The following is a 6,531-nucleotide window of genomic DNA, read 5'->3' as shown; positions in this document are numbered from 1 at the left end:
TTCATAACTTCATAACTTCATAACTTCATAACTTCATAACTTCATAACTTCATAACTTCATAACTTCATAACTTCATAACTTCATAACTTCATAACTTCATAACTTCATAAAAAATTAGGTGGTGTTTTAAAAAGTATGCTGAAAAAAAATATGGCTTTTGATAGAATAGAGGTATGAAAATAACGCTACAAATCAAATGTCCTACCTGTCTAAGTAATAATATAAAGAGAAATGGCATCAAAGTAGATGGGAAACAAAACCATCAGTGCAAAGATTGCAAACATCAGTTTATTGGTGATCATGGATTAAGCTATCAAGGGTGCAACTCAGGTATTACGAACCTTAAGTGAATCGACCTATCAGATTCGTCCTAAACAAAGTCACTACGAATGTCTTGAAGTCGATGAGCTTAGGAGAAGCTGTAATTTTTCGAAAAAGTTAGAAAATCACTTTAAGGCTTTCGATTTAACCTTCTTCTACATCAATAATGGCTGCATTTAATCCCAGTATAATTTTTGAAACACCACCTGAAATCAATCATTATTTGTGTGGGTGGTCGAGCTCCGCTTGGGCGAAAAAAGCTTCTGCTTTACGAAGAATTTCATTCGCCCGTTGCAGTTCTTTATTCTAGTTTTCAAGTTGTTTGATACGTTGCTGATCTAAATGCATTTGATGCCTGGCACGAAGTTTTTCAGGAGTACAGCCAATCTTGCGAGAAATTGTTGTGATTGCAATTCAAGTCGAGGGATATAGTCTTTTTCGGGTTTGACAAGTAAGCGAACTGCTCTTTCTTTGATTTCAGGGGTATATTTGGGTTTTGTCATCGGAACCTTCTCTCAAGAAAAGTTGTCTCCAACAAACCCGGTACGGTTCAGTAAAAGAGCTGTCCAAATCACATTGCAGCCCATTAACATAGCTAATTTCATTTTTTATGTAACTGGAATACAAAGGCCCTTGTTTTAACAAGGGCCTTTGTATTAAATTTATTGGCGTTACAGTTAAATGATATTACCAGTATCTTTTAACGAAAGATCTGTAGAGCTGAAACTCGTACAGATAATCACCAGAGGCTTGTAACTGCCAGTTCCTCATATTTTAAGGAAATTATTCTTTTGTACAACCGTTTATATGTAAATTTTTTTGTACACAGTCTAATTTTTTGAGAAATTGCTTTGGTTTCAATGCCTCAGATATAAAAAATTTCGTTAAATGTGCTTCGTCATACAATTTAAACCCATCGGTTCGTTCACTACGTCTGTACAAAAGATTAAGTTTGTAAGTGCAACTGTTTATATGTTGGCTTGATCTTCTTCGTGGCTTTGATGTGCAGGTGGATAAGTGACGGCAGGCATCAAAGGCTAAAGATTTTATAATCGCTTTCCTATCTGAAGAATTGCACTGGGGAAAGGGCGCAGGGAATACGTTGGTCGATTGTTTAAGTGGCATGTTGGGTAGTTCCCTCGCCGAGATAACAAGCCAATGAGAGAGAAAGGCGTGTGCGGGTGGATAGTTAGATCCAAAATACTCTCTTGCGACTCAGACTAAACGCAATCTGAGCGTGTCGATTGAAAGCGAAAGGCGGCTCCATACCGTGAAGAGCATCGCGAATCATGGGTGGAGAGTCCTGAGCAGATTTCGAGCATTAATAATCCTGTTGATAAATCATAAAAGCCCAACGCTTGTGTGTTTGGCTTTATCAAATCAATTGCAGGAGCTTATCCCTAAAACTGTCGTATAACAGCCGCAGTGATAATACCAGTCCCTATAGCAACTAGAGGTTTTTTGAAAATCACCGCTGTTATAGCTGTCGCTAATAATGCACATCGAGCACCAAGATCCCCCTCAATTGCAATTGGAGCCAATATAGCGACCAATACAGAAGCTGACATTGCGCTAATAAAACGCTGTATTCGGTCATTGATTGGGATAAAGGACATGATGAAAACACCACCCCAACGGGTGGCCAATGTTACAAGTGCCATAATGAAAATAATAAGTCCTACCGACTGTGTACTTATCTCTAAATTCATGCCTGTTTGTCCTTTAATAGCATACCAACAACGCCACCTACTAAAGCTCCAACAACAACATGAGAGTTTTCAGGTAAGTACCAATAAGCAAGTAATGAACTTATAGCTGCTGCTATCCATATACAGATAATTCTTAAATTTTTCTGCCCCCCAACAACTATTGACAGCAGAAAACAAGCCATAACCATATCTAGACCAAAATGGGTTGGGTTTTGAATAACACTACCAAAATATAAACCCAAACAAGTCCCTATTACCCAGAATAGCCATAGAGCAATTCCGCCACCAAATAAAATTCCAAGCCCTTGTTTTTGATTTTGAAATGCTTGTTGAGCGAATGCCCAATTCGCATCAGAAATGACTAATAGAATGCTATATCGTTTGAGTGGCGATAGATTCTTTAGCCAAGGGTATAAAGATGCACCCATTAAAATATGTCGTGCATTAATGAAGAAAATAGTCACTAGCAGAGGAATTAAAGACACACTTTGTCCCCATAATTCTAATGTGGCAAATTGAGCAGCGCCCGCAAATACAAAGGTACTCATCGAAATGATAGATAAAGGATCTAATCCAGTCTGAATGGCAGCTAATCCAAATGCAGCACCAAAAATTGCCACAAAAATAGAAATAGGAAGCAGACTTTTGAATCCTTTCCAGATAAGGTCATTATTCAATTTGCTAAGTTCTTGGTCTATGTTTGACACAACAGATCCTTGATATGAAAACCTTTTAAAAATAAAGGTGAGAGAGGAATTAAATTTTATAATCTATTTGAATTTATAAAAGCGAATAATTCAGTAGTATAGTATTCGTTTATCGAATATTAAAAGGTAGCGGTGAGTGCGTGATCTTCAAATTGATTGGCTAAAATGTTTCTTAGCTGTGGTTGATAAAGGCTCACTTTCAAGTGCTGCACCTGATTTAAACCGCTCTCAATCGGCTGTAAGTATGCAACTTAAAAAATTAGAAGAGGCCTTGCAATGTGAATTGATTAAAAGATCAAGTAGACAGCTTCAACTGACATCACAAGGGGAGTTGCTTTTAGGTTATGCGAGAAGAATGATGGCTTTGCATAATGAAATACACAACGCCTTTCAGAATACAGAATTAAGTGGGCGCATAAGATTAGGTGTTCCTGATGACTACGCATCAACTTACTTAACACCAGTGTTAAAGAAGTTTTCTACATTACATCACAAAGTTGAAATTGAACTACATTGCGAGCAATCCACATCCCTTATTCCTCGTATTGAATCTGGTGATCTAGATTTAGCTTTAATCTCTAGAGAGCATTCACGCCAAGGAACTTTATTGTTTTATGAACCTCTTGTCTGGGTAGGTTCACCTCAGTTTGAAACTTGGAAAACAAGTCCTCTGAAAATTGCAGTATATGAAGATACAAGTTTAGCCAAACGTAATGCTATTCAGTCTTTAGCCCTCCAGGGGAAAACGTATCGGGTTGTATATAATAGTTCTAGTCTAGCAGGACAAATTGCTGCTGTTGAAAGTGGCTTAGCAGTCGCTGTATTCACACGTTGTAGTGTGCCACCCCATTTGAAAATTCTAGGTGCTGAACATGGGCTAGGACCACTAAAACCAATGCAAGTAGCAGTTTATCGAAGTCAAAAATCTCTAGAGTTTGAAGCTGTAAGCTATTTGCAGGATTTATTAATATCAACATTGAGAGAATCAATTGTATAAATAAAATGAGAAATTATCTTTATCCTACATTTAACTTGTCAGAAATTATTTAAGTGTCCAAGTAGAATAAGAATCAATGTCCAATGTTATGTGCGATTGAATGTTCAATTAAATAAGAATATCCAAACTTTCTGAGTCGAACCATTAATGAAGTATCCATACCGCCATATTTAGCACGCCATTTATAGAATGTAGCATTGCTCATGCCATGTTCACGGCAAAGAGTAGCGACAGGTGTACCAGATTCCGCCTGTTTCAAAATGGACATGATTTGACTGTCAATAAATTTAGATGTTTTCATACAGAATTTCCTGCTTGTATCTTAAGAGAAAATTCTACTTTTAGATCCTTTTATTTTTAGGAGGGGATTACCATCTGAACTCTTTAAAAGCAGCCTATGCAGAAATTTCTTGTTTGAAAAAGGCTGCTGCGTAATAAGTATTTGAACCGTACCGGGTTTGTCGGAGAGTCAATATTCTGAGAGACTATCCCGATGACAAAATTAAAATATACCCCTGAAATCAGAGAAAGAGCGGTTCAATTATTGATTGAATCTGAAAAAGATTATCCTTCTACTTGGGCTGCAATCACAGCAATTGCGCCTAAGATTGGTTGTACTCCTGAAACACTACGTGTTTGGTATCAAAAATATTTAGATAAACAAAATCCAGTTAAAGTACAGCAGCTTTCAGACCAAGAACGTATCAAACAACTCGAACGCGAAAATAAAGAACTGCAACGCGCCAATGAGATTCTACGTAAAGCAGCCGCTTTTTTCGCCCAGGCGGAGCTCGACCGCCCACACAAATAATGGTGGATTTCATCCATAACAATAAAGACTTATATGGTGTTGATGCGATTTGTAGGATTTTACCGATCGCAGCTTCAATCTATTACCGGACTCTAGATCTCTGCGAAAATCCAGAACATCGAGCAAAGCGAGATTTACATGATGAGCATCATGCTGAACAAATTAAACGAATTTGGAAGGAAAGTTCAGGTCGATATGGTGTACGTAAAGTCTGGCAAAAACTGAAACGTGAAGGCTATATTATTGCACGCTGTACTGTTGCTCGATTAATGAAAAAGCTAGGTATACAAGGTGTTTGGCGAGGTAAGAACAAACAAACCACCCGTAGCCGAGATGATCAAAAACGAGCGAATGATTTAGTGAAACGTAATTTTAGTGCTGATCATCCAGATCAGCTGTGGGTCAGTGACTTTACGTATATTCAAACCAAGTCAGGTTGGGTCTATACCGCATTTATTATTGATGTGTTTTCACGAGCAATTGTTGGATGGAAAGTATCAACACGTATGAATACAGATATGGTGCTTGATGCATTAGAACAAGCTTTGCATGATCGAGGTATGCCAAAGAATGTAATTCATCATTCCGATAGAGGTGTGCAATATCTTTCCATTCGCTATACCAATCGTCTAGAAGCAGCAAATTTACGAGCGTCAGTCGGTACAACTGGTGATTCATACGATAATGCTTTGGCTGAAACAGTGAATGGCTTATACAAAACAGAGGTGATTGAATATTTAAAAGCAGATTGGCAAGGTTTAGCGGATGTACAACTTGCGACACTCAACTGGGTAGATTGGTTCAATAAAGAGCGTGTACACAGTGCATTGGGTTACAAGTCGCCTTTTGAGTTTGAAGCAATGTACTATGATAAGATTAACCCGTTAGGTCAGGTGGCCTAACTTAAATAAAAAAGTCTCCGACAAACCCGGTACGGTTCAAAGTGCAAGTGCAATTCCGCAGTTTATTGAACTTTTAGCTAAGCAGTCTGACTCTTACTATACTCTAGATACTAATAGAGTATAAAGTCTATGCTATACAGAATGATAAATTCTGTATAGCTAAATCTAAAAAATATAGATTAGACCTCTTGCGAAAGTATCGTTTTACCTAATTTTTGAATTGGCTAAAACCTTATAATATGTAGCTTTTGGCTGTTTAAATTTTAAATTTTGACTAACGCAAGACGTCTATTTTTATAAATATTTTTTTATTCTTAGGGCGTGTCATCAATTAGCTTGAGAAAATATTACCGGTCCTCATAATTTTTTCATGACTAAACGCTATGCATTAAAAGATGATCAGTGGGAACAGGTTAAAGATCTGTTACCTGGACGAATGGGTACTGTTGGAGTAACGGCCAAAGATAACCGACTATTTGTTGAAGCGCTATCGTTCAGGTATCCCGTGGCGAGACTTATTCGAACGCTTTGGTGATTTTAGAGTCGTGCATACTCGCTTTTCTGCGCAGCTGTATTCATTTTATCTGCATTCAGTCGTTCCAGTTCCAGGTCAACCGCAGCAATATCTTCTTCAACCGCTTCGTCCCATAGGTGGATTTGTTTTGCGGTGAGATGTTCATTTTTACTACCGAATTTATACTGTTTAAATAGCGCAAGTTCATGCTCGTATTTTTGAGTGAGAACAGAGAGATGTTGGTTGCATGCTTCAAGATGTTGAACTTTGGCATCCAATTGCTGATTTGATACTTCAAGATGCTGAACTTTGGTATCTAATTGTTGTTTATCTTCTGCGAGTTGTTGATGCTGCAGCGCTAGCTGTCTGGTAAATTCCAGCAGTTGTTCATGGGTCAGTTGGCTTAAGTCAGGCAGCATTTTAATGACCGCAGTATGCCTGAGGTCATGACGCAGAGGAAATAGAACGTTTGGAGAATAGCAGAATGTACCAAGCTGGTTTAGAGCATCGTCACCACCAATGCGCTGCCAAGGCAAACCTTGGATCAGTGACTGTAACTGTTCCAGACT

The 6,531-nt window shown here is 38.1% G+C and carries 4 protein-coding genes, 5 pseudogenes and 1 other annotated feature; of the genes and pseudogenes, 4 read left to right on the top strand and 5 right to left on the bottom strand.

Annotated elements, in window-relative coordinates; all coding sequences use genetic code 11:
- Nucleotides 1-174 precede the first annotated feature (174 nt).
- A pseudogene (locus AC1IR0_RS13665) lies at nucleotides 175-502 on the top strand (transposase-like zinc-binding domain-containing protein).
- Between the two features lie 28 nt (nucleotides 503-530).
- Here the strand turns inward: AC1IR0_RS13665 and AC1IR0_RS13660 are convergent.
- The 3 genes and pseudogenes from AC1IR0_RS13660 to AC1IR0_RS13650 all read right to left on the bottom strand — a co-directional run.
- Nucleotides 531-825 (bottom strand): annotated as a pseudogene (locus AC1IR0_RS13660) (transposase); the annotation flags it as partial.
- A gap of 897 nt (nucleotides 826-1,722) precedes the next feature.
- Nucleotides 1,723-2,031, bottom strand: a complete 309-nt coding sequence (locus AC1IR0_RS13655) for an AzlD family protein (RefSeq protein WP_004897618.1) — start codon at nucleotides 2,029-2,031, stop codon at nucleotides 1,723-1,725.
- The gene (locus AC1IR0_RS13650) at nucleotides 2,028-2,738 is read right to left on the bottom strand and encodes an AzlC family ABC transporter permease (protein WP_101235095.1); all 711 of its coding nucleotides are present in this window, start codon (nucleotides 2,736-2,738) and stop codon (nucleotides 2,028-2,030) included. The genes AC1IR0_RS13655 and AC1IR0_RS13650 overlap by 4 nt, the downstream gene beginning before the upstream one ends.
- Nucleotides 2,739-2,874: 136 nt before the next feature.
- Here AC1IR0_RS13650 and AC1IR0_RS13645 point away from each other — a divergent pair, with 136 nt between their 5' ends.
- Nucleotides 2,875-3,735 carry a LysR family transcriptional regulator gene (locus AC1IR0_RS13645; RefSeq protein ID WP_026444478.1) on the top strand — a complete coding sequence of 287 codons (861 nt, stop codon included), beginning with the start codon at nucleotides 2,875-2,877 and terminating at the stop codon, nucleotides 3,733-3,735.
- A gap of 127 nt (nucleotides 3,736-3,862) precedes the next feature.
- On the opposite strand, the pseudogene AC1IR0_RS13640 reads toward AC1IR0_RS13645, so the two are convergent.
- A pseudogene (locus AC1IR0_RS13640) lies at nucleotides 3,863-4,036 on the bottom strand (transposase); the annotation flags it as partial.
- A gap of 192 nt (nucleotides 4,037-4,228) precedes the next feature.
- Here AC1IR0_RS13640 and AC1IR0_RS13635 point away from each other — a divergent pair.
- A protein-coding gene (locus AC1IR0_RS13635) for an IS3 family transposase (protein WP_479741486.1) occupies nucleotides 4,229-5,448 on the top strand; the annotation gives its coding sequence in 2 pieces (ribosomal slippage) (nucleotides 4,229-4,505 and nucleotides 4,505-5,448; 1,221 coding nt in all).
- Nucleotides 4,504-4,620: a sequence feature (AL1L pseudoknot), on the top strand. Its footprint overlaps the gene before it by 117 nt.
- A gap of 370 nt (nucleotides 5,449-5,818) precedes the next feature.
- A pseudogene (locus AC1IR0_RS13630) lies at nucleotides 5,819-6,005 on the top strand (transposase); the annotation flags it as partial.
- Here AC1IR0_RS13630 and AC1IR0_RS13625 read toward each other — a convergent pair.
- Nucleotides 6,001-6,387: pseudogene (locus tag AC1IR0_RS13625) on the bottom strand (IS66 family transposase); the annotation flags it as partial. The pseudogenes AC1IR0_RS13630 and AC1IR0_RS13625 sit on opposite strands and share 5 nt — an antisense overlap.
- Between the last annotated feature and the right edge of the window lie 144 nt (nucleotides 6,388-6,531).

The sequence above is a fragment of the Acinetobacter sp. 129952 genome (assembly GCF_056642055.1).
The sequence above is the reverse complement of the archived record's forward strand: the minus strand, read 5'-3'. Positions and strand labels throughout refer to the sequence as shown.